The following is a 23687-nucleotide window of genomic DNA, read 5'->3' on the forward strand; positions in this document are numbered from 1 at the left end:
TCCGGAACGGCGCGTTCGCCGTGTCCGCTCGCCGCGGGAGAACCGCCTGTGCCGACCGCGGGGTTTGGGGGATGGGGGATGCGGCCGGCACAGGAGGGGGGATCCGTTCACGCTCCCGTGGCCTGATGGGGGATGCCAGGAGAAGCGCGCCGAACGGATCAAACAGCACAGATGGGGGATCTGCGCCCCACCGGGGGTGGTGGTGCTTTCAGCGTAGGCCGCGCGACTCCTCACCCACGCCGTCACTCGTGAAATTCCGTAGCTCCGCGACGAAAACTCCGTGCCCACCGGCCCGCCACTGGGTAGTGGAAGGGGAGAACCGTGCGCGCTCCCCGATTTCCGTCGTCGCTACTGAGTGTCGCCCTGCGGTTCGCCGCCCGGTTCGACCCGCCCGTCCCCCGCCCGCCGGAACGCGGCCCGCATGTGATCGCTCGTGAGGAAGTCCGCAATCCCGATCATGATGAGGCTGAACACGATCTGCTCGGTGATCATCCACACGGGGTAGAGGCCAGGAATGGCGGCCATGACGAGCGTGATGATCGGGAAGATCTGCGCGAAGAGCCGGAGCCGCTGGTAGGCCCAGCGCCAGCCGATCGACGCGCGCCAGGTGAAGTAGCAGAGCGTGACCGTCATGCCGAGGACGACGACCGTGCGCATCCACACCGCGAACGGCACGGAGCCGCCGCTCCCCGCGATCACGAGCGCCACGACCACCGCACCGATCCCGAGCAGCACCTCGACGCCGAGGAGCGCCCAGATCCAGGCGAACGCGCGCCGGGTGCGGGGGTGGGTGCGATCCGCGACCGCGATGCGCTCGCCGGCGGCGCGGCCCCCGGCGAGGCGATCGATCCGCAGGAGGAAGTCTTCCAGGCTCATGGCGCCAGCGTACGTCCGCCCCGGCCCCGGTGTCACGCAGCGGACCCCAGATCCGGGCGAAGATCAATCAAAAGGGGGAGCCGCGGCCGAGCACGCCTCAGCTAGTGTGGGGCCAGAACCCGCGCGAGACGGAGGAGAGGCATGAGCATCGTGAACGCGCCGCTCCCCCACACGGAGGCGCCGCGACCCGCGGTACGGGCGATGCAGATCGGCCAGCACGTGATCGCCGCGGCGCTCACCGCGATCGGCGTCGTGCGCGCGATCGGCGACGGCGTCGCCCTCCCCGTCGCGATCATCTGCGGCCTCGCGATCCTCGGCTGGCACACGGCGGGCACGCTGCTCCCGTCGCGGGCGCGCGGCACCCGCGTCGTGGCGGGCTGGCTGCTCGGCCTCGCGGTGATCTGGGTCGCCGCGGTCGCCGTCTCGGCCGAGTTCGTGTGGCTCGCGTTCCTACTGTGGCTGCTCGCGGGGCACCTGCTGCCCCTGCGCTGGGCGCTGCTCTTCTCCGCGCTCGTCTACGCGGTCGTCGTGAGCGCGCCGATCCTCCACAACGGGGCCACGAGCTACGCGAACGTGTTCGGGCCGCTCATCGGCGGCATCTTCGCGTTCGGCATCTCCCGCGGCTACCTCGAGCTCCTCCGCGACGCCGCCGAGCGTGAGCGGCTCGTCGCCTCCCTCACCCGCGCCCAGCGCGAGATGGCCGAGCTGCAGGACGAGCTCGCCCGCGCACAGCGCCACTCGGGCGCGGTCGCCGAGCGCACCCGCCTCGCCCGCGACATCCACGACACGGTCGCGCAGTCGCTCTCCTCGATCCGGTTGCTCGCGCACGCCGACCGCGACGCCACCGACGCGCACGACACCGCGCGCACCCTCGCCCGCATCGAGGATCTCGCGGGCGACAGCCTCGGCGACGTGCGCCGGATCATCGCGGCGCTGTCCCCCGCAGAGCTCGACGCGGGCGCGCTCGGCGCCGCCCTCGCCCGGCTCCTCGCAGCGTTCGGCGAGGAGGCCGGGGTGAGCACCGAGCTCCACGTCGACGACTCGCTCCCCCAGCTCGGCGCCGCCGCGGAGGTCGCCCTGCTCCGCACCGCGCAGTCCGCGCTCGCGAACATCCGGCAGCACGCCGGAGCGCAGCGCACCGTGATGAGCCTCATCGACGCGGGCGACGCCGTGCGGCTCGACATCATCGACGACGGGGCCGGCTTCGATGCGGCGAGCTGGGAGCGCACGGGCGCCGGGGCCGGATCCAGCTACGGCCTCCGCTTCATGCGTGCCCGCCTCCGCGAGCTCGGCGGCGGCCTCGACGTGGAGAGCACCCCGGGCGACGGCACGGCGCTCTCCGCCTACCTCCCGCTCGCCCCCGCACCGACCCCCGAGGAGCGCCCATGACCGTCACCGTTCTGCTCGTCGACGACCACCCCGTCGTGCGCACGGGGCTCCGCGCCGTGCTCGACGCCGATCCCCGGATCCAGGTCGTCGGCGAGGCCGCGACCGGCGAGGAGGCCCTCACGCTCGCCGGGCACCTGTCCCCCGACGTCGTGCTCTGCGACCTGCGGCTCGGCGCCGGACTCGACGGGATCGCGGTGACGGCGAGGCTGCGTGCACTCGATCCGGCGCCCTCCGTGCTCATCCTCACGACGTTCGACCGCGACGCCGAGATCCTCGGGGCGATCGAGGCGGGCGCCGCGGGCTACCTCCTGAAGGACATGCCGCCCGAGAAGATCATCGACGCGGTGCAGCGCGCCGCGAACGGCGAGACCGTGCTGGCGCCGAGCCTCGCGTCGCGCGTCGTGCAGGGCATGCGCAACCCGCTGCCGAAGCTCACGGCGCGCGAGCTCGAGGTGCTGCGTCTCCTCTCGACGGGGGCGACGAACCGCGAGATGGCGCGCGCGCTCTTCGTGACCGAGGCCACCGTGAAGAGCCACCTCGCCCACATCTTCACGAAGCTCGAGGTCGAGACCCGGGCGCGGGCGATCCACGTGGCGCAGGAGACCGGCCTCGTCTGAGCGGGCACCGGCAGCCGACCGCTGCCGCCGCCGCGCGGCGGTCCCGCACAGATTGCCCTGCTAGCATCGCTCACCGTCCGGGCGACCGCGCCGGGCGAGACCGTCGGAGAGGAGCCGCATGCGCGCACGCACGTACCTCCTGCCGCTCGCCCTGCTCCTCGCCTTCACCGTGCTGCTGCCCGCGTTCTGGATGATCGACATCGCTCAGGCGAGCGCTGCGCGCGCGCAGGATCCCGCGCAGTCCGAGGTCCTCACCGGGCCGCGCTCCGCGTCGCCCGGCCTCACCGCGCCGAGCGATCGCCCCGAGCTCATCGAGAGCAAGGACGTGACCCAGTTCACGGCTCCGCCCGTCGAGGCTGAGCAGTTCCAGGAGTCCGCGGTGCTCGCCCCGGGCGACGAGGAGCCCGTGCCCGAGGGTGCCATCCCGCACCTCGTGCCGGCGAGCCACGGCGGCGCGGCGTTCCCCGCGGCCGAGATCCGGCTCCCCGAGCTCTCCCGCGGCGCCGCCCACCGGCTGTCGCGGCTGCTGCTGCCGCTCGCCCCGGCGCTCGAGGTGCCCACCACCCCTCCGCTGCTCGCGGTCTGAGCCCCGCCCCACGGCGGCCGCGCTGACGCACCCTCCGGTGCGCGCCTGGCTCCGCCGTCGCGCGGGCGCTCCCTCCCGGGCGGCGCCGTCGTTCCGGGTCACGCAGCTCTCGCACGGACGGAACTCCCATGACCTCGATTCACCCCACCGACACCCCAGCTCCCCGCCGCCGCTGGTCCCGCCGCAGGCGCCTCCTCACCACGATCGGCGCGAGCCTCGTGCTCGTGCTCGCCGGCGGCGCCGTCGCCGTTGCGCTGACCGTGAAGAACTTCACCGACGGCATCGTCCGCTCGGACTTCACCCTCCCCCTCGTCGAGGAGCCCGAAGCCGACACGAGCGAGCAGAACATCCTCATCATGGGCATGGACTCCCGCGTCGATCAGAACGGCGAGCCGCTCCCCGACTACGTCTACGAAGCGCTCCACGCCGGGAACGCCGATGACGGCGGGTACAACGCCAACGTGCTCATGCTGCTGCACATCCCGGAGGATCGCTCGCAGACGACCGTGATCTCGATCCCGCGCGACGACTACGCCGAGATTGTGGGTGCCCCGCTCGGCGTGACGCACTCGAAGATCAAGGAGGCCTACGGGCTCGCGATGCAGGAGCGCTTCACCGAGATCGCGTACTCCGACGAGGAATACACGGAGGCCGAGGCCTACCAGGAAGCACGCAGCGCCGGGCGGCAGGCGCAGATCGAGACCGTCTCGCACTTCCTCGGGGACGTGCGCATCGACCACTTCGTCGAGATGACGATGGGCGGCTTCTTCTACGTCGCCGAGGCCGTCGCACCCGTGACGGTCTGCCTGAACCAGGCCACCGAGGACAGCTACTCCGGCGCCCAGTTCGCCGCCGGGGTGCAGGAGCTCGACGCGCAGCAGGCGATGAGCTTCGTGCGGCAGCGTCGCGACACGGGCTTCGACGGGCCCTTCCTCACCGACCTCGATCGCTCGCGCCGCCAGCAGGCCTTCCTCGCGAGCCTCGCCACGAACCTGCAGCAGCGCAGCACCCTCACGAATCCGAAGACGGTGCTCGCACTCGCGGACGTCACGCAGCACCACGTCGCCCTCGATTCGAACTTCGACGTGCTCGGCTTCGTGCGCACGGCCTTCGAGGTATCGAAGAGCGGCGCACGCTTCGTGACCCTTCCGATCCTCGATTTCGAGATGATCGACGGCGCCTCCGTGAACACGGTCGACCTCGACGAGGTGCAGGGGATCGTCGCCGCGATCTTCGACGGCAGCTACTTCACGGATCCCGGCGCTGACGGGGGCGCGGGGGATGCCGGGGACACGGGCGGCACCGGGGACCCCTCCGCCGACGGCGCCGAGCAGCCCGCGGGCGATGCCGATGCGGCGGCGCCCGAATCGGACCTGGCGAACGCCGTCCCCGCGGGCCGGCCCGGGGAGTCCGGTGCGGCGGGCGAGCCGCTCGCGGTCTACGACTCGTGGGATCAGCCGATCCTCGCGGGCTCCCTGCCCTGCGTGAACTAGCGCGCGTGGCCACCGGCTTCTCGCAGCGCGTGCGCCTGCCGAGCGGCCGGAGCCCGCGGGGACCCCTCGTTCCCGCCGGCCCCGGCCCGCTCCGCGCGCTCACGCTCACGCTCCTCGGGCTCGTCCTGTTCCTCACGGTGACCGGGATCGTCATGGTCCAGTCCGCGGGCCAGGTCACCGCCATCGCCGCGGGGCGCAGCCCGTTCTCGGGGGTGCTGCGGCAGGGCTCCTTCGCGCTCGTGGGTCTCGCGCTCATGATCGTGCTGAGCCGTGTGCCGACCGCCGTGCTGCGTCGCCGCGCCTGGTGGCTGCTCGGCGCCGGCTTCGTGCTCCAGCTGCTCGTCTACACCCCGCTCGGCTACGAGGCCGGAGGCAACCGCAACTGGCTGCGCCTCGGGCCGATCTCCGCGCAGCCCGCGGAGTTCATGAAGTTCGTCCTTCTGGTGTGGGCCTCAACGGTGCTCGCCGCGAAGCGCCAGCTCCTCGGGCGGTGGTGGCACGTCGTCGTCCCGATCCTGCCGGTCGTGGCGCTGTCGATGTTCATCAACGTGCTCGGCGGCGACCTCGGCACGCTCATGATCATCACGGCCCTCGTCTTCGGCTGCCTGTTCTTCTCCGGGATCCGGATCCGGTTCCTGGCGGGGATCGCGGCGATCGCGGCCCTCGGCATCGCCGTGATGACCCTCATCAAACCGAATCGGGTGGTGCGGATCGCGCACTTCATCGAGATCGACTGCCTGTCGAGCGCCGAGCACGCCCAGGGGGTCTGCTGGCAGTCGCTCAACGGCTTCTGGGCGCTCGCCCGGGGCGGGGTGTTCGGTGCGGGCGTCGGCAACTCGACCGCCAAGTGGTCATGGCTGCCCGAGGCCGAGACCGACTTCATCTTCGCGATCATCGGCGAGGAGCTCGGCACGATCGGCGCCGGCGTGATCCTGCTCGCGTTCGCGCTGCTCGCGGGCCTCCTGATCGTGCTCATCGGGCACTGCAGCGACCCGTTCGCGGTGTCGGTGCTGGGCGGCGCCGCGGCCTGGATCGCCGCGCAGATGACCGTAAACGTCGCCGTGGTGCTGGGCTTCATCCCCGTGCTCGGGGTGCCGCTCCCCCTCGTGTCGGCGGGCGGCACCTCGCTCGTGTCGACGCTGATGGCGATGGGTGTGGTGCTCTCCTGCCTGCGCGAGGAGGGGATGGCGCGGGCGCTGGGTTCGGGTGCAACCGCTGGGCTTGGGCGTGGGCCTGGCTCTGGGCCGGGGCTTGGCGCGGAGTAGTCCCGCTCTCGGTGAGGGTGCGGTCCGGCGCGGGCGGGTGGTTGCGACGCGAACTCGAACAAAGTTCGAGTCTGGTCCGGAATGACCCGCCCATACCGGAGCGTTCTCGAACTTAGTTCGAGTTTGGGCCGGATCAGCACCCCGCCTGGCGCCCGACCGCCCGCACAACGCGAACGCCCCGCGCCCTCGACGTGACGGCGAGCGGCTCGGGGCGGGTATCGGTGCCCTGGAGAGGAATCGAACCTCCGACACCTTCTTTAGGAGAGAAGTGCTCTATCCACTGAGCTACCAGGGCGGAGCCGCCCTCGGGCGACCTTTGGGAGTCTAGCGCACCGGGCCCCTCGCCCGGATCGCGGGATCGGCGCGCGCCGGGCGGCGGTTTCGGCGGTGGCCGCGCCACCCGCAGCGGCCAGCGCAGCACGAACCATCACCCCGGAGCGCGGAGTCCGCAGAGCGCAGAGTCCACAAAGCTCGCAACCCGCGAAGCCGGCAAGGCCCCGGAGCCTCAGCCGGGGCCCGGCCCGAATGCGCCTGGGAATAGCAGAACGGGCGGGGTCGAAACCCCGCCCGTTCTGGGAAGCTCATTAGCCGAGTCGAATGACATCCGGCGTGGCGCTCGGCGACGCGTAGCCCGCGACGACCGTCTGGTTGCCCTGCCAGCCACCGTGCACGGCCTGGCCGTTGCCGATGTAGACGGCCACGTGGGGGGCGCCCGGCCAGATCAGGATGTCGCCGGGGGCGTAGTTGCCATCGGTGACGGGGGTGCCGTAGCGGTAGAAGTCCGAGACCCCGTGGTCGTAGCCGCCCTGGTCACGACGCTCGGTGAGGCCGACGGCCGCGAGCGCGTTCTGGACAAGGTCGGTGCAGTCCTGCGAGACGCCCACCTGAGCGAGCGCCGCGGACACGAGGCCGGCCGCACCCTCACCCGCGGGGACGTCGACCGAGCTCTTGCCGGAGACCGACGCGGCAGCCGCACCGTTCACACCAGCAGCCTGATCAGCGGCGGCCTTCTTCGCGGCCTCCTCCGCCTTCTTCTCGGCGTCCTTCTCCTTGCGCTCCTGCTCGAGGATCGCAGTGCCGACCTCGCCGTCCAGGGCGACGACCGGCGACACCTGCGCATCGATCGCGGGGGTCTGGAGCTGCTGCGCGGACACGTCCGCGTCAGGCTGGCCCTCGACCTCGGGCGCGAGGGCGTAGGCGGGGAGCCCGAAGGTGCCCACCAGGCCCAGGCTCAGGACTGCCGCTCCGACCATCTGGCCGACGCGCTTGGCCCGCGCCCGCGTGGGACGGGCAGCGTTGTCCGTAACCGCGACCTCAGTACTGGGGTTGTGATTCACGAGAATAATCTGCCTTCACCTTGTGGGTTGTACATCTGGGGCGCCTCGTTCGAGACGCGACCGTTCAAGAGTAACGGATCATCACGGGAATGTCACGCTCAGGTCACGAACGGGTGACGAGTGGCGGGATTCCGCCGTTCTCGGCCGCCCGGGCAGGCGAAATTTGCTCGGCACCGAGCGAATTCTGCGCGAAGCCTGGGCGGCCGGAGCCGGGAAGGCGAAGCCGGGAAGGCGAAGCCGGGAAGGCGAAGCCGGGAAGGCGAAGCCGGGAAGGCGAAGCCGGAGAGGCTCAGGCGAGATCGCGCGGACGGGCCGGATCCGGACCCGAGCCCGGATCCGCCCCGGCTCGACTAGATGACGCCCTGCTCGAGCATTGCCTGGGCCACGCGCACGAAGGCCGCGGAGTTCGCGCCGAGCACGTAGTCGCCCGGGCGCCCGTAGCGCTCGGACGCGGCGAACGTCGCCTCGTGCACATCGCGCATGATGCCGTGGAGGCGCGATTCGCTCTTGTCCCGGTCCCAGCGCGAGCGCGCAGCGTTCTGGCTCATCTCGAGCGCCGAGGTCGCCACACCGCCCGCGTTCGCCGCCTTGCCCGGCGCGAAGAGCACGCCGGCGTTCTGGAAGTGCTCGACCGCGTCGGGGGTGGTCGGCATGTTCGCGCCCTCCGTCACCGCGCGCACGCCGTTCGCCACCAGGGTGCGCGCGTGCGCGCCGGACAGCTCGTTCTGCGTGGCGCAGGGGAACGCGAGCTCGGCGGGCACGTCCCAGACGGATCCGCCCGCGACGTAGTGCGCACCGGGTCGGCGCTCGGCGTACTCGGAGATGCGGGCGCGTTCGACGCCCTTCACCTGCTTCAGCAGTTCGAGGTCGATCCCCGCCTCGTCGACGATGTAGCCGCTCGAGTCGGAGGCGGTGATGGCCCGTCCGCCGAGCTGCTGCACCTTCTCGATGGCGTAGGTGGCGACGTTGCCCGAGCCGGAGACGAGCGCGCGGTAGCCCTCGATCCCCTGGCCGGCGCGCACCAGCATCTCGTCGGCGAAGAACACCGCACCGTAGCCCGTGGCCTCGGTGCGCACCTCGGCGCCGCCCCAGCCGACGCCCTTACCGGTGAGCACGCCGGCCTCATAACGCTGCGTGATGCGCCGGTACTGGCCGAAGAGGAAGCCGATCTCCCGCGCACCCACGCCGATGTCGCCCGCGGGGATGTCGGTGTGCTCACCGATGTGGTGCACGAGCTCCGTCATGAAGCTCTGGCAGAAGCGCATCACCTCAGCGTCGCTCTTCCCCGAGGGATCGAAGTCGGAGCCGCCCTTGCCGCCGCCGATGCGCTGCGAGGTGAGCGCGTTCTTGAAGATCTGCTCGAAGCCGAGGAACTTGATCACCGACAGGTTCACGGTCGGGTGGAAGCGGAGGCCGCCCTTGTAGGGCCCGAGCGCGGAATTGAACTGCACGCGGATGCCGCGGTTCACCTGCACGCGGTTGCGGTCGTCGGTCCACGGCACGCGGAAGATGAACTGCCGCTCGGGCTCGACGAGGCGCTCGAGGATCCCGCCCTCGATGAACTCCGGGTGCTCCGCGAGCACGGGCTCGAGCGTCTCGAGCACTTCGCGGACGGCCTGCAGGAACTCGGATTCGCCTGCGCTTCGACGCTCGACGACCGCGGTCACTTCACGCAGATGTGCTTCGGGGGTGGGCAGTGTCACCGGGAGACTCCTCTGTCTATCAACTCCATTGTGGGCAGCGTGAGGCCCGGCCACCCGAGGGGTGGCCTCCGCGGGGCGGGTGCCTCTACTGCGAGACGAAAATGTGCGCGGCGACCTCCATGGGGAGGTCGATCGCTTCATTCGATCCCTCAACCTCGACGTGGACGGTGTCGCCGCGTCGCGCGAAGGAAGCCTGGTTGCCGGGGGTCACGCCCGCGGCGGCGAGCTGCTCGAGCAGCTCGGGATCGACCTGCAGCGGCTCGGCGAGGCGGCGGATGCGCGCCGTGAGCACGAGCTCGGGGTCGATGAGGAGGTCGCCGAGGCCCGTGACGCCGGTCTGGAAGGAGCCGGCGCGGATCGAGCCGAGCTCTTCGAGTCCGGGGATCGGGTTGCCGTACGGCGACTCGGTCGGGTTGCCGAGCATGCCGAGGAGCTTGCGCTCGACGCGCTCGCTCATGACGTGCTCCCAGCGGCACGCCTCCTCGTGGACGTAGGCCCACTCGAGGCCGATCACATCGGCGAGCAGGCGCTCGGCGATGCGGTGCTTGCGCATGACCCGCACGGCCTTGGCGCGGCCGGGCTCGGTGAGCTCCAACCGGCGATCATCGGTCACGACGACGAGGCCGTCGCGCTCCATCCGGCCGACGGTCTGCGAGACAGTGGGGCCGGAGTGGCCCAGTCGCTCGGAGATCCGCGCTCGAAGGGGGACGATGCCCTCCTCTTCGAGCTCCAGAATGGTGCGAAGGTACATCTCCGTCGTGTCGATCAGATCTGTCATCGCCGTCCTCTCGTAAGCCCGGACCCCAGCTTAGGGCATGGAGTCCGTGAATCCGCGGGCACCTCCCCCCGATAGAATCATGCGCATGGCCGACATCTCGATCCCCACAGACCTCCTGCCCGCCGACGGCCGCTTCGGGTGCGGCCCCTCGAAGGTGCGCTCCGAGCAGCTCGATTTCCTCGCCTCGCTGCAGCCGCGCGTGCTCGGCACGTCGCACCGCCAGGCGCCCGTGAAGGATCTCGTCGGCAGCGTCCGTTCGGGCCTCGCCGAGCTGTTCCGCGCCCCGGAGGGCTACGAGGTGCTCCTCGCCAACGGCGGCGCGACGACGTTCTGGGATTCGGCCGTGCACTCGCTCATCGAGCGCCGCAGCCAGCACCTCGCGTTCGGCGAGTTCGGTGCGAAGTTCGGTAAGGCCGCGGCGGCGGCGCCGTTCCTCGAGGCTCCCGACGTGCGCAGCTCGGACGCGGGCTCGCGCTCGACGTTCGCCCCGGCCGAGGGCATCGACGTGTACGCGTTCCCCCACAACGAGACGTCGACCGGCGTCATGGCCCCGGTGACCCGCGTGGCGGGCGACGCGGGCGCGCTGACCGTCGTCGACGCGACGAGCGCCGCAGGCGGCATCGACTTCGACGCGAGCGAGGCCGACGTCTACTACTTCTCCCCCCAGAAGAACTTCGCGTCGGACGGCGGCATCTGGTTCGCCCTTGTCTCGCCCGCGGCGATCGAGCGCATCGAGCGGGTCACGTCCTCGGGCCGCTACATTCCGGAGACGCTGAACCTCGCGGGAGCGATCGAGAACTCGCGCAAGAACCAGACGCTGAACACCCCCGCGCTCGCCCCGCTCGCGATGATGGACGAGCAGCTGCGCTGGATCAACGGCCAGGGCGGTCTCGCCTGGGCGGCCGCCCGCACCGCGGAGTCCTCGAACGTGCTGTACGACTGGGCCGAGCGCACCGCCGTCGCGACCCCGTTCGTGGCGGATCCGGCGCACCGCTCGCAGGTCGTCGTGACGATCGACTTCAACGATTCGGTCGACGCGAGCGCGATCTCGGCCGCGCTTCGCGCGAACGGCATCGTGGACACCGAGCCCTACCGGAAGCTGGGCCGCAACCAGCTGCGCATCGCGACGTTCACGGCGATCGAGCCCGATGACGTGCGCGCGCTCACGGGTGCGATCGACTACGTGCTCGAGCGCCTCGGCTAGTCGCTCAGCGCCGCGGCGCGGGCGCCCGGAGCGGCGTGCGCGCCGCGGCTGGATCCCGCGCCGCGGCGCGCAGCCGCCCCGCGGGGCACGCGGCAGCTCACGACGACGTAGCCCGCGACCCCGAGCACGGAGGCCGCCGCGCCGACGAGCCACCAGGGGAAGCCCGGCACGGTCGGCTCGGCGCCCGCAGCGTCGAGGTCGGCCTGCGGCGTCGGGGTGATCCGCTCGCCCGTCACGAGGATGCGGTGGGTGTTGATCCCGAGCGGCGTGCAGGTGATGAGCGTCGCGAGGTCTTTCCCGAGCACCGGGAAGAGCGACTCGGTCTCATCGGGCTGCACCACCCGAGTGTCGCTCACCCGGTAGGTGAGCACCTCGCCCCACACCTCGATCGTGAAGGTGTCGCCCGGCGTCAGGCGGTCCAGGTTGTCGAAGAGCTCAGCGCGCGCGAGGCCGCGGTGGCCCGTGAGCACGGTGTGCGTCGTGGGGCCGCCGACCGGGAGGGCCGTGCCCTCGAGGTGGCCGACGCCCTGTTCGAGGACGGCGTCGCTCGTCCCGTGGAAGATGGGCAGGTCGACGCCGATCTTCGGGATCTTGATCCGCGCCATGAGCCCCGTCGGATCGCTCGCGAGCAGCCCCGCGTACTCGGAGCCGCCTGCGGAGTCGACGGCCTGCGGGATCCGCTCCCCCGCTGCGACGACCGCGGCCCCCGTGAGTCGCTCGTTGTAGTCGCGCGCCGCGGCGAGCTCGGCGGCACGTGCCGCGGCGTTCGCGGATCCGGTGCTGCGGTTCAGCTCGATGATCTCGCGGGAGTACTCGCGCTGCGAGAACCAGGTCGCGATCCCGGGCAGCTGGAGGAGCGCGAGGCCCCCGAGCCCGAGCAGGGCGACGAGGAGGACCACCGGGCTCGGTCTCCGCCAGCGGCGGACCGAGCCCGGTGGGATCGGAGAGGGCACGGCCGGGGACCCCACGGCAGGCGGAGCGGCGGTGGTGCGCTCCTGGGGAGGGGTCGAGTGCGGCACGGTGGCTCCTTCTCCTGGGGGACGACGGGAATCGGGGAGAACCCCCGCCGCCCCGGTCTGGCGGGGCCCGGCCGGTGCCGGGCCCCGTGGGGCGGCTCGCTACTCGGAGCGGGCCGTCCGGCGGCGCGACACCAGGATCCCGGTGCCCGCGGCGGCGATGAGGAGCGCGCCTCCGGCCACCGAGAGCAGGAGCGCTCCCGAGGAACCGGTGAGCGGCAGCTCGGGCACGCGCTGCTGCACGTTCTCGACCGTGATGTCGACGCCCGCCGTCTGCCCCGTGGTCACGGCGACGGGGAAGAGCGCCGCGGCTCCCGTCGGGGTGACGTAGCCGGCCGGAGCCGTGATCTCCTTGAGCACGTAGCAGCGCTGGGCGGCGTTCTTGGTGTCGTTCTCGCTGTCGCTCACGAACAGTCCGGGGACCGTGACGCGGCCGTCGGAGCCGGTCGTGAACGTGCTCTCGCCGCTCACCTGGAGCGCGGCGCCCGTGGGGGTCGCGCTCGCGCAGTCCGCGGCGTACGGTGCGGCCGCGGCGTAGACCTCGAAGCGGGCGCCCGCGAGGGTCGCGTCGCGCGTCGCATCGACCTTCTCGACGACCAGGTCGCCCCAGTTCGAGCGGACCGTGTTCGTGGTGTAGCGCTTGCCGTTGACCGAGTCGAAGGCGGTGTTCTCAATGACGCCCGTGCCGATGCTCGTCACGGTCGCCTGGAAGGTGACCACGACCTGCTTGCCCGCGAGCGTGCTGAGCGTCGCGAGGCCCGGGGTCGGGGTGAACGCGACCGTGACGGTCTGCCCGGACGCGGAGACCGAGAAGTTCGCCGGCGCGACGGGGGTGCCGTCGACGGTGATGCTCTTCACACCCACACCGGCCCCGCTCCCCGCGGGAACGGGCGTGAGTCGCGGATCCAGCTGGTCGGCGATGTCGAAGCTCGAGAAGCTGCGCCCTGCGGCGAGCGCGGGGATCGTCACCGTGACCGGGAACTCGACGACGCTGCCGAGGCCGAGCCCCTGCTGCGCCGAGATGGTCTTCACGACGCTCGTCACGCCGTTCTTCGGGTAGACGTGGACGTCGGTGAGCCACTGGCCTTCGAAGGGGAAGGGCACCGTCACGATGAAGGGCGCCGCGCGGTCGACGACGGCGTCGGGCGCCGCGGTCTCGCAGACCACGTAGACGCCAACGTCGACGGGGATCGTCGCCGAGCCGTCACCGGCGGTCGTCACTGCGGGGAGCGCCGTACCGAGTGTGTACCCGGCGGGCGCGGTGCAGTCCGCTCCGGCCTGGAGACCATCGAGGCCGTCCCAGGCGGCGGGATCGCTGAGGTCGACGGGCTGCCCGTCCTTGAGCAGGGGGAAGGCGGTGAACTCGACCCCGCCGATCCCCGGGGTGGGGATCGCGGTGCCGCTGCCGTCCGGGTTCTGCGAGACCGGGTCGCTTCCGGTCTGGTGCTCGTGCTTGTGCACGATGATCGACCCGCTCGCGTCCGGATCGATGCCCCCGAGCGCGGGAGCGGCGAGCGCCGGCGTCGCCGCGGCGACGGTGCCGAGCAGGGCGAGGGCTGCGGCGGCGAGCGCGGCGAGCGCGCGTTTCGGGGTTCCCCCGGTGCCGTTCTGTCTCATGGTGGGTGTCCTTCCTGGGTGGTGCGTGTCGGTTCGGCTCGCGGAGCGAGCGCGGTGGGGGCGAGCCGGGTTCGGCCGGCCCCGGGTCTGCGGGCGGATCCGCCGGCGGGTCATCGGAGGCGCAATCCGCGTCGGCGGCGCACCCAGATCGCGGAGGCCGCGAGGAGCGCGATGGCGGCGAGCCCCGCGCCCGCGATGCTCAGCGCGTCGGAGCTGACCCCGCCGGTGAGGGGCACCTCAAGCGCCGGGGCGGGGACGTTGACGAAGCGGTAGACAGCGTGCTGGCCGATCCCGACCGTCACGGAGTCGCGCTCATCGACGCGCTGCCACGAGCAGCCGCCCGCCTGGGTGGCGTCCGGGAGGCACCGTTCGACGCGGTCGAGTAGGTACGCGAGCGGGGTCGCCGGGTCGTGCAGGGCCTCGGAGAGGGCGTAGCCGCGGGCCGGGACCACCGCGAAGGTGTTCGCTGCGGAGCGCGTGTTGGCACCGGAGACGGTGCGCGGCTGCCCGCCGCCGTCGGGGGTGGCGGTGAGGTCCCAGCCCGCGGAGCTCGCGGTGCCGCCGCTCACCTGCTTGAGCAGGGTGAGGGTCGAGACGCAGCGCACGGTGTTCGTGATCTGGAGGGTGTTCGCCCCGGGCACGAGCGTCGTCTGGGCGGGGAGCGCCTCGTCGACGGAGCTGCCGCCGCGCTGGGTGAGCCGCTGCGAGGTGAGCGTGCACCCGGGGAGCTTCGCCGCGTCGATCGCGGTCGTCTCGTCGACGGTCACGGATCCGCCCGACTGGTATCCGGCGCGCGGGGAGCCCCACGTCTGCGGGGTCTGCCCCGCACCGCCCGGGCCGCTCAGCGTCGCGGTCGCGCCGAGGCCGTCGGGTAGGCTGCCCTCGTCGCCGGGGATCCGGAAGCTGCCGGTCTGGGCCCCGGTCTCGTCGACCACGCGCCAGACCTTGTCCACCTGCACCGTTGCGGCGAGATCGGGGGCCCGGTTGTACACGACGCAGTTCACGGCCTCGTTCTGCGGCACGGTGACGCGGACGCCGTCCGTGACGTTCGCGACGGGGGTGACGCGCTGCTGGGTGACGAGGTTCGTGCACACGGCGTTCTGGCCGCCGACGGGAACGATCTGGTACCCGGGCTGCTGGGTCTCCGCGAGGGTCACGGCGGCGCTCGTGGTGCCGCCCGCGAAGCTGAGCGGGAAAGCGACCGTGCCGGTGCCGTCGTCCTCGGTGACGCGCGTGGCGGGAGTCGGGAGGGTGGCGCCAGCGCCCGGGTTGGAGACGGTGAACTCCCAGCCAGCCGGCGCGGGGATCGCCCCCGTGGTCTGCCCGGCGGGGGTGCCGCGCGGCACGATCATCTTCGTGACGGTGAGCTGGCCCTTGCAGGCGCCCTGCGCGAGCGCCCGGAGGGTGTTCCCCGCGTCGGCGTAGTTGCTCGTCTGGTAGTAGTCGCTCCCCGCCGTGGGGCCCGAGATCGCGCGGAGGTTCGCGGCGTTCGCGGCGCCCGAGACGCCGGCCCCCACGCCGAAGGCAATCACGCGGGTGTCCTGGGCCTTCAGGAGGTTCGCGGAGAAGATGCCGTTCTCCACCTCGGTGAAGCGGGTCGCATTGCCCGGCCCGCTCGCGTTCGGCCCCCAGAAGGTGGGCTGTCCGTCGGTGATCACGACGGCCACGTCGTAGGGATTCGTCGCGCGCTCCCGGGCCGCGGTCGCGAGGGCCTCGTCCCAGTTCGTTCCGCCATTCGCGTTCCAGCTCGCCCAGCGCGACTTGAACGCGTCGGCCTGCGCCTGCGTCGCCACCGAGGTGAGCGCCGGGTAGTTCTGGCCGGCGCTCGTGGCGGGCGAGGAGTCCGAGAAGGAGAAGAGGGACATGCGCGACGGGGTGCCGACGAGCGCGTCGGCGAAGGCGCCGGCCGCCGATTTGAGAGCGCCCACGGAGCCGGACACCGACCCCGAGAGGTCGAGGATCAGCGCGACGTCGATCCCGCAGCTCTGGGTGAGCGCCGGGTTCGCGCGCGACTGCTGCCAGATCCCGTTCGAGGCGGTGCTCGTGTCCTCGCTCGAGTTGTACATGAAATCGCTCGTGGAGCGGTAGCTCTCGCCGGACTGGAGCGCGCTCCCCGTGCGGAAGCGGTAGTCGCTGAGGCTCGCGCCGCCGTTCGGGCCGGTCCCGAGCGCGGTGTTCGTGAACCAGCCGCTCGGCACGCCGTCGCTCGGCTGCACCACCCAGAACCGGCTATTCCGGTTCGCGCCGCCCGTCTGCGTGTTCGGCACTTCGAAGACGCACTCGCCGTTCGTGTCCGAGACGCAACGCGCCCAGCCAGCGCCGGAACCGCTCACCCCGTCGGGCCGCGTGCCGCTCGGAGCGGTGGTCCCCGTGTTCAGCAGCAGCGTAACGCCCGCGAGCTTCGTGATGCCGCCGGCCGCGGTGCGATCGCCGCCCGTCGAGACGATGATCTTGGCGGGCGGGATCGGAGTGTTCACGAAATCGCCGAAGTTGTACGTCGTGCCGCCCCAGGCGCCCGTGTTCCCGGAGCCGGGGATCTCGCGCCAGGCGGTGCCCGGTCCGGCGAAGCCCGCGGGTGCGGCGGTCTGCTGCACCCGGTAGCGGCCGGTCGTCGCGACGCCGTTGCTCGTCGGGTTCGTGGCGGGGCTCAGGTACTTGACCTGGAACTCGCCCGGATCGGGATCCCGATCGAGGCCCGTACAGGGGGCGCTCGTGCAGTCGGTCACGGTCACCGTGGTGCCCCAGTTCGCACCGTTCTGGCGGGGCCCCTGGAGCGCGAAGGTCGCGCCGGGGACGAGGGCACCGCTCGGGTCGACCGCGCGCCAGTACACGTACGGCGCGGTCACGTCGGGGGCGTCGGGGCCCGCTGCGAGCGGCGCGATCGCCGCGTCCGCTCGGGCGAGCGGGGTGCTCGGCGCAGGATCGGTGGTCTCGGCTGCGGGCTGCTCCGTCGCTGGCTGCTCTGTTGCAGGCTGCTCCGTCGCGGGCGGCTCCGTTGCAGGCTGCTCCGTCGCGGGCGGCTCCGTGGCCGGAGTCTCGGTGGCGGGAGGGTCGGTGACGGGAGGGTCGGTGACGGGAGGCTCCGTCGTGCTCTCGGGCGCGACCGGCTCGGCGCGCACCGGCTGCGGAGACGCGCCGGCCGTTGCCGCGACGACCTCGGTCCACGCGCCCGCGGCCTCGCCTGCGTCGCCCGGGGCGAGGCGCACGCGCAGGACGTCGCCGCTCACGAGCGCTTCGCGCGCGCCGGATCCGCTCGCGAGCGCGCTGATCGAGAACGCGCCCGGCTCGGCATCATGATCGATCGCGGCGGGATCCGCGACCCCGGCGGCGTCGACGGCGTCCGCGACCCGGATCGTGGGGCCGAGCTCGGAGCCGTCCGCCGCGAGGCGCTGCACCTCGAACACGGCTCCGATGACCGGGGCGTCGGCGGCGTCGACCGCGAGCCAGCGTGCGGCGGGAGCCTCGGCGGTCGGCGCGGGCTCCGCGGCGAGCGCGGGGACGGCTCCGAGCAGTGCGGTGGCGAACGCCGCGGCCGCTGCGATCCCGGCCCGCCGCCTCCCGCGTCCGTTTCGCGCGGGGGTGGCGCGGTGCGCACCCCGGCGAGCTCGGCCGAGCCAGTCCGTGAACCTCATCGTTTCCCCTTCTCCCGTCCGTGGACCCCTGCCTCAGATGGCTGCAACACAGCAGCCACATGGCAGGTCCCCACCCAGGGGAAACGTTAAAAAATGGGTGGGGATTGGGGATCCGGGAGAATTACGTATTTTCCGAGACGAGGCTCGAACACACGCGTGCGGCGGCCCGGAAACCGGGCCGCCGCACGCGTTGGGGGGTGCTCTCGAGGAGCGCGGAAGCGGATCAGTAGGAGCGGTCTACGCCCTCGTCGTCGTCATCCTCGTCGTCGTCATCCTCGGCGTCATCCGCGTCATCCGCGTCGGCGAAGAGCTCCGTGTCGTCCGATTCGTCGGCGCGGTCCTCGTCCGCGCGATCATCGGTGTCGTCGTCATCGGCATCGTCATCAGCGTCGTCGTCATCAGCGTCGTCGTCACCATTGGTGTCGAGTTCGTCGACGTCGACACCGTCAAGCTCGTCATCGAAGTCGCTGAAGTCGTTCTCGAGCAGGTCCTCGTCGCCGGGGGTCTCGTCCTCGTCGCGGAGTTCGTCCGCGGCGGCCTCGGCTGCGGCGGACTCCTCCGCCGCCTGCCGCGCCTGGGTCTCTCGGTACTGCGCGAGACGCTCCGACCAGGGCACCCACTCCGGGGCGACCACGGCGCCCGCGCCGGGCAGCAGCTCGACCTCGAGCACGGTGACGGGGGCGTCCTCGTCCACCCGCGCGAGGGTCGCGGCCCAGCGCCACCCCGGGTACCCGGGAAGCCGGCACTCGAAGAACAGGGTGAGCACGTGCGCCTCCTGCACCTCGTGCCCGTCCTCAGCGCCGATCGTCGCCGCATCGGTGATCTCGAGGAGCGCCTGGCGCGCCTGCTCGCGCGCGGCGAGCAGCGCGGGATCCGCGGTGGGCAGCGCGGCCTCGACCGCTTCGGCCTGCTCGCCGGGCTCGGCCCGCTCGCTCGCGTTCAGTTCCATCGTCTCCGCAGCCATCGTCTGAGCCGTCTCCTTCATGCCGTCCGTCTCCGCCGCCTCAGACATCGAAATCATCCGCGACTCGACGCAGCATCGTGGCCACCTGGCGCGACTGCGCGCGCTCGGGGTACTGTCCGTTCTTCAGCCGGCCGCCCAGACCGTCGAGCAGCTTCACGAGGTCCTCGATGATGATCGCCATCTCGTCGGCGGACTTCCGGTTACGCTTCGCGAGCTTCGGGGTATCGAGCACGCGCACGGACAGCGCCTGCGGCCCGCGGCGCCCGTCGGCGACGCTGTACTCGACGCGGGTTCCCTGCTGCACCTCGACACCCTCGGGGAGCACCGACGCGTGTAGGTACACCTGCGCGCCATCCTCGCCCTGAATGAACCCGAAGCCCTTGGCCTCGTCGTAGAACCTGACCTTGCCGTTCGGCATGCCTCGTTCCTTTCCGTCTCGGCGGGCGCTCGCCTCCCCCGCTCGCGCACGACCGTGCCGGCGGTGCGCACCCGCATATCCACGCAAGTCTACCGCCCCAATCTCCCGCCCACGATGAGCTTGGACGCGGTAAAATGGTGCGGATGTCCACTGAATCCAGCACCCCATCGATCCTCGAGCGGATCCTCGCGTACAGCTCGCTCACGATCATCGCCGCCGCGCTGCTCTCCTTCTTCGCGACGCTGATCGTCGGGCTCAACAACCGCGAGGCCATGGCGGAGGGCCTGTGGCCCATCGTCTACGGGATCTCGCTCATCGCACTGCCGGTCGGATTCGTCCTCCTGGTGCTCCTGCTCATCGTGAGCCAGGCGCGACGCCGCCGCGAGCTCCGTCGGAACATCCCGGGCTGAGGACGAAGGCGCTTCCGATGAGTGGCACTCTCGCGCTCGCCTCCGCGCTCGCGGAGATGGATCGCGATGCCCTGCACGCGCTCGTCGCGGCCCGGCGCCCCTACGCCGCCGCCGGGATCACCGATCCGATCGGGCTCGCCGCGGAGCTCCTCCGGCCGGACTCGATCCAGCGCGCGATCCTCCCTCTCGACCGGGGCGCGCTCCACGTGCTCGCCCAGCTGGCGGAGCTCCCCGGCACGGGCGGCCCGCGCAGCGCGGAGCCCGGCACCACCGCGGCGCTCACAGCGCTCGGGCTCGTCGGCGCGCAGCGCGGTGAGCCGGTCGCGCTCCCCGAGGTCACGGAGGCGCTCCAGGCCGCCCTCGCCGAGGCGGGCGTCGCCGCTGCCGAGCTCGCCGCCGAGCCAGCCCCGCGGGAGCAGAACGCTGCGGCGGGCGATACCGGCACCTGGTACTCCCCCGCGCTCACCGCGATCGGGCAATCCGCGGAGATCCTGCGCGCTCTCGCCGCGCGCCCGCTCAAGCTCAATCGCAACGGCACCGTCGCCGTCGCGGCTGTCCGCGCCCTCGCCGATGCGACGGGGATCGACGCCGGAGTCGTCCCCCGGGCGCTCACCGCCCTCGACGCCGCGGAGCTCACCGCCGCGCAGCCTGACGCGCAGCTCCTCCTCACCACGGCCGTCGCACGCGCCTGGCTGGCGCACGATCACCGAGCACGCTGGGAGCAGCTCGCCGAGGCGCTCCTCGCCGCGCTGCCGCAGGCGCTCCGCCGCACCCTCTCGGAGGTCCCCGGCCGGCTCGCCGAAGCGAGCGAGCGGATCCCGCACCGCTTCCCCCTGCTCCCCTCCGCCGAGCGCGCCGCGGCGACCGCGTACGTCGAGGTCGCCGAGCAGTTCGGCTGCACCGTCGATGGCGTGCTCTCCCCGCCGGCGCTCGCGCTGCTCGCCGGCGACACCGCCGCCGCGCGCGAGCTCATCGCCCGGGACACCCCGGGGGTCGCACCGGGCGTCTACGTGCAGCCCGATCTGAGCGTCGTGGTGCCCGGCCCCCTCGCCCCCGCCGACGAGGCCGCGCTCGCCGCGATCTCGCGCCCCGAGCAGATCGGGGTGGCCTCCACCCGCCGTATCTCGGAGGGCAGCCTGGGCGATGCGCTCGAACAGGGCATCACCCCGGCCGCCGCGCGCGAGTTCATCGCCGGGCTCTCCCTCACCGGCGTCCCGCAGCCGCTCGAGTACCTCCTGTCGAGCCGCGCGGAGCGCGTCGGCGAGCTCGTCGTGCACGAGCACACGGGCGACGAGGGCCGCACCCGCGTTGCAGTGGCCCGCCCGGAGCTCGCGGAGACGCTCCTCGTCGATCGCGCGCTGCAGCACCTCCAGCTCATGCGTGGCCTGCCGACCGCGGACGGGGCCGCACAGCTGTTCTCCCGCCTCCGTGCAGAGCACGTCCTCTCGGCGCTCGCCGACGCCCGCTACCAGCCGAGCAGCGCCGTGGCGGGGGCTGCTCCGGACGCCGCGCCAGCGGGATCCGACCCCACCGGATCCGAGGCCGCCGGATCCGAGGCCGCCGGATCCGAGTCCACGGGCGCCGCGTCCGCGGGTGCCGCGGGATCCGATCCGCACCCGCCCACCGCGGCGACCCCTGTGGCCCCGCTCACCGAGGCGCTCATCGCCCTGGTCGACCGGGTGCACACGGCGGCGCGCTCGGAGCCTGGCACGGGCGAGTTCACCCGCCACCTGGAGCTCGCGATGCGCGACAAGCGGCCCGTCCGAGTCACCGCGGAGGCCCGCGGCCAGGTCCACGAGTTCACGCTGCTGCCGGTGTCCGTATCGGGCGGGCGCCTCCGCGCGACCGACCAGCTCGCGGGCGTGGAGCGCACGCTCCCCGTCAGCATGATCACCGCCGTCGAGCCGGTCTGACGGGCCCCCTCCCACCCGCCGCGCACGCGACGCGAGTACAGTAGATCCTTATGACTCTCGGCCCCCTCATCGTGCAGAGCGATCACACCGTCCTCCTCGAGGTCGCGCACCCCGACGCGGAGGACGCGCGCCACGAGCTCGCCGTGTTCGCGGAGCTCGAGCGCGCTCCCGAGCACATCCACACCTACCGCGTCACCCGGCTCGGGCTGTGGAACGCGCGGGCCGCGGGGCACACGGCCGAGGAGATCCTCGACACGCTGAACCGGCACGCGAAGTTCCCTGTGCCGAGCGGGGTGGCGAACGAGATCGCCGACACCATGCGCCGCTACGGGCGCCTCACGATCGAGCGGGACGACGAGGGCGCGCTCGTGCTCCGCTCGGAGGATCCCGCCGTGCTGCGCGAGGTGACGAGCGCGAAGAAGATCGCGCCGCTGCTCGGCAACAAGATCGACGACCGCACCTACCCGGTCGAGGCTTGGGCCCGCGGCGAGCTCAAGCAGCAGCTCGTGGCGCGCGGCTGGCCCGCCGAGGACCTCGCGGGGTACACCCCGGGCGAACCCTACGACATCGAGCTCGCCGAGGGCGACTGGCAGCTCCGCGACTACCAGGCCAAGGCAGTCGAGGCGTTCCAGAAGGGCGGCTCGGGCGTCGTCGTGCTCCCGTGCGGCGCGGGCAAGACGATCGTCGGCGCGGCCTCGATGGTCGCGGTCGGCGCGAAGACGCTGATCCTCGTCACAAACGCCGTGTCCGCGCGGCAGTGGCGCGACGAGCTGCTGCGCCGCACCTCGCTCACCGAGGACGAGATCGGCGAGTACTCCGGCCAGGTGAAAGAAGTGAAGCCCGTCACGATCGCCACCTACCAGATCCTCACGAGCAAGCGGAAGGGCGAGTATGCCCACCTCTCTCTGCTCGATGCCGAGGACTGGGGCGTGATCGTCTACGACGAGGTGCACCTCCTCCCCGCGCCCGTGTTCAAGCTGACCGCCGATCTGCAGGCCCGCCGCAGGCTCGGCCTCACGGCGACCCTCGTGCGCGAGGACGGCCGCGAGGGCGACGTGTTCAGCCTCATCGGGCCGAAGCGCTACGACGCCGCGTGGAAGGACATCGAGGCGCAGGGCTTCATCGCCCCGGCGGCCTGCTTCGAGGTGCGCGTCGATCTCGGCGAGGCCGAGCGCATGGAGTACGCCATCGCGGAGGACCAGGACCGCTACCGGATCGCGTCGAGCACGCCCGTGAAGGAGCGCGTCGCCCGCCGCATCATCGCGAACCATCCCGGCGAGAGCATCCTCGTGATCGGCCAGTACATCGACCAGCTCGAGTCGATGGCGGAGGCCCTCGGCGCCCCGCTCATCACGGGGCAGACCCCGGTCGACGAGCGCGAGGAGCTCTTCGGCGCCTTCCGCACGGGCGCGGAGAAGATCCTCGTCGTGTCGAAGGTCGCGAATTTCTCCGTAGATCTCCCGGATGCGTCGGTCGCGATCCAGATCTCGGGGTCCTTCGGTTCCCGCCAGGAGGAGGCGCAGCGGCTCGGCCGCCTGCTGCGCCCGAAGTCGAACGGTGCCACGGCCTCGTTCTACACGCTCATCACGCGCGACACCGTCGACCAGGACTTCGCGCAGAACCGGCAGCGCTTCCTCGCGGAGCAGGGCTACGCCTACACGATTCTCGACGAGGATCAGCTGGCCGGATCCTGACGGGTGGGCGCAGGTTCCCCACACGCCCGCGCATTTCCAGCCACTTCATAGCAAACGATCAGAGACTGGTCTCATGAACACTCAGCCCAAGGGACCCCGGATTCTGATCGTTGACGACGAGCCCAGCATTCGCGAGCTGCTCAGCACGAGCCTCCGTTTCGCAGGGTTCGGTGTGCGCGCCGTCGCCAACGGCGCACAGACCATCTCGGCCGTGCTTGAGGAGGAGCCCGATCTCATCGTGCTCGACGTCATGCTGCCGGACATGAACGGCTTCAGCGTGACCAAGCGTCTGCGCTCGGCCGGCTACACCGCGCCCATCATCTTCCTCACGGCGAAGGACGACACCGAGGACAAGATCGAGGGCCTCACGGTCGGCGGCGACGACTACGTCACGAAGCCGTTCAGCCTCGACGAGATCATCGCCCGGATCAAGGCGGTGCTGCGCCGCACGATCCAGGAGGACGAGGACTCGATCCTCTCGGTCGGCCCGATCACGATGGATCAGGACACGCACGAGGTGACCGTCGAGGGCGCCGCCGTCGAGCTCTCCCCCACCGAGTTCAAGCTGCTCCGCTACCTCATGCAGAACGCGAACCGCGTGCTCTCGAAGGCGCAGATCCTCGATCACGTCTGGGAGTACGACTTCAACGGCGACGCCGGCATCGTGGAGTCCTACATCTCCTACCTGCGTCGCAAGCTCGACCCGCTGACCGAGGAGTCGCTCATCCAGACGAAGCGCGGTTTCGGGTACATGCTCAAGACCGAAGCGAAGTAG

General features: G+C 71.9%; 19 protein-coding genes and 1 tRNA gene. 10 read left to right on the top strand and 10 right to left on the bottom strand.

What is annotated here, in order from left to right; translation table 11 throughout:
• Positions 1 to 348: 348 nt before the first annotated feature.
• Positions 349 to 876, bottom strand: coding sequence for a hypothetical protein (locus U874_RS0105450; protein ID WP_025133533.1), 528 nt, complete (start codon positions 874 to 876; stop codon positions 349 to 351).
• 141 nt (positions 877 to 1017) lie between these two features.
• Between U874_RS0105450 and U874_RS0105455 the strand changes: the two genes are divergently transcribed.
• The 5 genes from U874_RS0105455 (at position 1018) to U874_RS0105475 (ending at position 6226) form a co-directional block, all read left to right on the top strand.
• Positions 1018 to 2265 (top strand): sensor histidine kinase, encoded by a 1248-nt coding sequence (locus U874_RS0105455; protein ID WP_025133534.1) that lies wholly within the window; start codon positions 1018 to 1020, stop codon positions 2263 to 2265.
• On the top strand, positions 2262 to 2882 hold the full coding sequence (locus tag U874_RS0105460; protein ID WP_025133535.1) for a response regulator transcription factor: 621 nt from the start codon (positions 2262 to 2264) through the stop codon (positions 2880 to 2882). Before U874_RS0105455 ends, U874_RS0105460 begins: the two co-directional genes overlap by 4 nt.
• 118 nt (positions 2883 to 3000) lie before the next feature.
• On the top strand, positions 3001 to 3468 hold the full coding sequence (locus U874_RS0105465; protein ID WP_025133536.1) for a hypothetical protein: 468 nt from the start codon (positions 3001 to 3003) through the stop codon (positions 3466 to 3468).
• 128 nt (positions 3469 to 3596) lie between these two features.
• Complete coding sequence (locus tag U874_RS0105470) at positions 3597 to 4961, top strand: LCP family protein (protein WP_025133537.1); 1365 nt, start codon at positions 3597 to 3599, stop codon at positions 4959 to 4961.
• Positions 4962 to 4966: 5 nt separating this feature from the next.
• Positions 4967 to 6226: a putative peptidoglycan glycosyltransferase FtsW gene (locus U874_RS0105475; RefSeq protein WP_025133538.1), complete on the top strand. Its 1260-nt coding sequence runs from the start codon at positions 4967 to 4969 to the stop codon at positions 6224 to 6226.
• 222 nt (positions 6227 to 6448) lie between these two features.
• On the opposite strand, the gene U874_RS0105480 is transcribed toward U874_RS0105475, so the two are convergent.
• The 4 genes from U874_RS0105480 to U874_RS0105495 form a co-directional block, all read right to left on the bottom strand.
• Positions 6449 to 6521, bottom strand: a tRNA-Arg gene (locus U874_RS0105480).
• 289 nt (positions 6522 to 6810) lie between these two features.
• Complete coding sequence (locus U874_RS14715; RefSeq protein WP_157834211.1) at positions 6811 to 7563, bottom strand: NlpC/P60 family protein; 753 nt, start codon at positions 7561 to 7563, stop codon at positions 6811 to 6813.
• A 350-nt stretch (positions 7564 to 7913) separates the two neighbouring features.
• Positions 7914 to 9266, bottom strand: a complete 1353-nt coding sequence (gene gdhA, locus U874_RS0105490) for an NADP-specific glutamate dehydrogenase (RefSeq protein ID WP_025133540.1) — start codon at positions 9264 to 9266, stop codon at positions 7914 to 7916.
• Positions 9267 to 9351: 85 nt separating this feature from the next.
• Positions 9352 to 10044 (bottom strand): metal-dependent transcriptional regulator, encoded by a 693-nt coding sequence (locus U874_RS0105495; RefSeq protein ID WP_025133541.1) that lies wholly within the window; start codon positions 10042 to 10044, stop codon positions 9352 to 9354.
• Positions 10045 to 10129: 85 nt separating this feature from the next.
• Between U874_RS0105495 and serC the strand changes: the two genes are divergently transcribed.
• Entirely contained in the window at positions 10130 to 11248 is a 1119-nt protein-coding gene (serC, locus tag U874_RS0105500) for a phosphoserine transaminase (RefSeq protein ID WP_025133542.1), read from the top strand.
• On the opposite strand, the gene U874_RS14210 is transcribed toward serC, so the two are convergent.
• The 5 genes from U874_RS14210 to U874_RS0105525 all read right to left on the bottom strand — a co-directional run bounded on the left by U874_RS14210 (position 11245) and on the right by U874_RS0105525 (position 18895).
• Complete coding sequence (locus U874_RS14210) at positions 11245 to 12267, bottom strand: class C sortase (protein WP_232755875.1); 1023 nt, start codon at positions 12265 to 12267, stop codon at positions 11245 to 11247. The genes serC and U874_RS14210 overlap by 4 nt on opposite strands.
• A gap of 99 nt (positions 12268 to 12366) precedes the next feature.
• Complete coding sequence (locus U874_RS0105510) at positions 12367 to 13881, bottom strand: SpaH/EbpB family LPXTG-anchored major pilin (protein WP_025133544.1); 1515 nt, start codon at positions 13879 to 13881, stop codon at positions 12367 to 12369.
• Between the two features lie 110 nt (positions 13882 to 13991).
• Positions 13992 to 17513 carry a vWA domain-containing protein gene (locus U874_RS14720; protein ID WP_025133545.1) on the bottom strand — a complete coding sequence of 1174 codons (3522 nt, stop codon included), beginning with the start codon at positions 17511 to 17513 and terminating at the stop codon, positions 13992 to 13994.
• A 223-nt stretch (positions 17514 to 17736) separates the two neighbouring features.
• Complete coding sequence (locus U874_RS0105520) at positions 17737 to 18525, bottom strand: DUF3027 domain-containing protein (protein ID WP_025133546.1); 789 nt, start codon at positions 18523 to 18525, stop codon at positions 17737 to 17739.
• Positions 18518 to 18895 carry a cold-shock protein gene (locus tag U874_RS0105525; RefSeq protein ID WP_025133547.1) on the bottom strand — a complete coding sequence of 126 codons (378 nt, stop codon included), beginning with the start codon at positions 18893 to 18895 and terminating at the stop codon, positions 18518 to 18520. The genes U874_RS0105520 and U874_RS0105525 overlap by 8 nt, the downstream gene beginning before the upstream one ends.
• A 143-nt stretch (positions 18896 to 19038) precedes the next feature.
• Here U874_RS0105525 and U874_RS0105530 point away from each other — a divergent pair, with 143 nt between their 5' ends.
• The 4 genes from U874_RS0105530 (at position 19039) to U874_RS0105545 (ending at position 23687) form a co-directional block, all read left to right on the top strand.
• Positions 19039 to 19305 (top strand): hypothetical protein, encoded by a 267-nt coding sequence (locus U874_RS0105530; protein WP_025133548.1) that lies wholly within the window; start codon positions 19039 to 19041, stop codon positions 19303 to 19305.
• Between the two features lie 17 nt (positions 19306 to 19322).
• Complete coding sequence (locus U874_RS0105535; protein ID WP_025133549.1) at positions 19323 to 21218, top strand: helicase-associated domain-containing protein; 1896 nt, start codon at positions 19323 to 19325, stop codon at positions 21216 to 21218.
• A 50-nt stretch (positions 21219 to 21268) separates the two neighbouring features.
• A complete protein-coding gene (locus tag U874_RS0105540; protein WP_025133550.1) occupies positions 21269 to 22912 on the top strand; it encodes a DNA repair helicase XPB in 1644 nt (547 codons plus the stop codon).
• 73 nt (positions 22913 to 22985) lie between these two features.
• Positions 22986 to 23687 carry a response regulator transcription factor gene (locus tag U874_RS0105545; protein ID WP_025133551.1) on the top strand — a complete coding sequence of 234 codons (702 nt, stop codon included), beginning with the start codon at positions 22986 to 22988 and terminating at the stop codon, positions 23685 to 23687.

This window comes from Leucobacter sp. PH1c, assembly GCF_000633415.1.
In the GTDB taxonomy this organism is placed as follows: domain Bacteria; phylum Actinomycetota; class Actinomycetes; order Actinomycetales; family Microbacteriaceae; genus Leucobacter.